Annotated in this window: 2 protein-coding genes; both read left to right on the forward strand. The window is 35.4% G+C overall.

Translation table 11 applies throughout. The annotated features are described in order from the left end of the window. Positions 1 to 688: nitroreductase family protein (locus ABYK33_RS15845; RefSeq protein ID WP_373034287.1), on the forward strand; the 688-nt coding region annotated here is incomplete at its 5' end. A 174-nt stretch (positions 689 to 862) separates the two neighbouring features. Next, positions 863 to 1,379 (forward strand): helicase-related protein (locus ABYK33_RS15850; RefSeq protein ID WP_373034289.1); only part of this gene is annotated, 517 nt, incomplete at its 3' end.

Consider the following 1,379-nt stretch of genomic DNA (forward strand, 5'->3'; position numbering starts at 1 on the left):
TGATACCTATGAAGAGAACCCTTACCGAAAAAGCTCAAGTTTAGCCAAAGATATCGTTTTAAGCAGAAGATCCGCACAAGCAATGAATAAAGATGATTGTACGATTACAAAAAATGAGTTTGAAACGATTTTAGGTTCTATAAAATCAGATAACTCTCCTATCCACTTAGTCATATTTGTGCATAGCGTAGAAGAGATAGACTCAGGACTCTACATCTTAGTTAGAAATGATGCACATAAAGAAGAACTCAAGAGTTTACTCAAAGAGGTGTTTCTCTGGGAGAGAGTTGATACAGATGCAGGACAACTCTACAAACTTGAAAATGGTGATATGAAAGTTATTTCACAAACAATATCTTGTGATCAAGAAATCGCAAGTAATGGAGCCTTTACCTTAGGCATGCTAGCCCAATTTGCAGAACAAATAGAAGAATTTGGTGCATCAAGATATAAAGAACTCTATTGGGAATGTGGTGCAATAGGACAACAGTTATACCTAGAGACAACCTCTCTAAATTTATCTGCTACTGGCATTGGATGTTTTTTAGATGATATTTTACATGAGGTAATAGGACTAAAAACAAATCACTATCAAACACTTTATCATTTTACTGTTGGTCGTGGGTTGGTTGATAAGAGGCTGAGTACCCTGAGACCTTATGGAAGCCTTATGCCAGAGGTTGGCTAGAAACTGTACTATTTAAATGTCAAGAAATATATATCTTGACATTGTATGAAAGATAAATGCTGAACTTTAGTGGTCAGGTGAACGTCATGTACCTAAACATTAAAAGAAGAAAATCACCATCTTGACCACAAACTAATCAGATATAATCTCAAAAAGACCTCAAGGAAACATCTCATGTCTGAACAAACTGATACACCCCAAGAAACTGTTGATAAAGAAACTATATACCATGACCAAAGATCTGTGGCTTTACGTACACCTCAGAGTGTTTATTTTGTTAAAGAACATGACAAGACATCTATGCTTGGGTTACTGCTAAATGACTATAAACAAATGCAAGTAGTCATCGTCGTTAAAAGTAAGAAAAAAGCTGATGCGTTGAGTGCATTTTTAGTCTCAAGAGAGTTTAATGCACTTGCTGTTCATGGTAACCATAGACAGTCACAGCAACAAGAAGCTGCAGCTCAATTTAATGCCGGTACGCTAAATGTCATCATCACAACAGATATGATTTTAAAAACACTGGAGTTAGAAAATATCAAACTTTTTATTTCTTATGATTTACCAGAAATTCCACAGGATTATCATAATCATTTAGCCTTGATGAAAGAGCTGGGTGTGGCTATTTCGCTTGTAAGTCCTAAAGATGAGCCGTTACTTAGTGAAATAGAAGACAATATGAAAAAAGAAA

The sequence above is a fragment of the Sulfurovum sp. genome, assembly GCF_041562805.1.
Taxonomy (GTDB): domain Bacteria; phylum Campylobacterota; class Campylobacteria; order Campylobacterales; family Sulfurovaceae; genus Sulfurovum.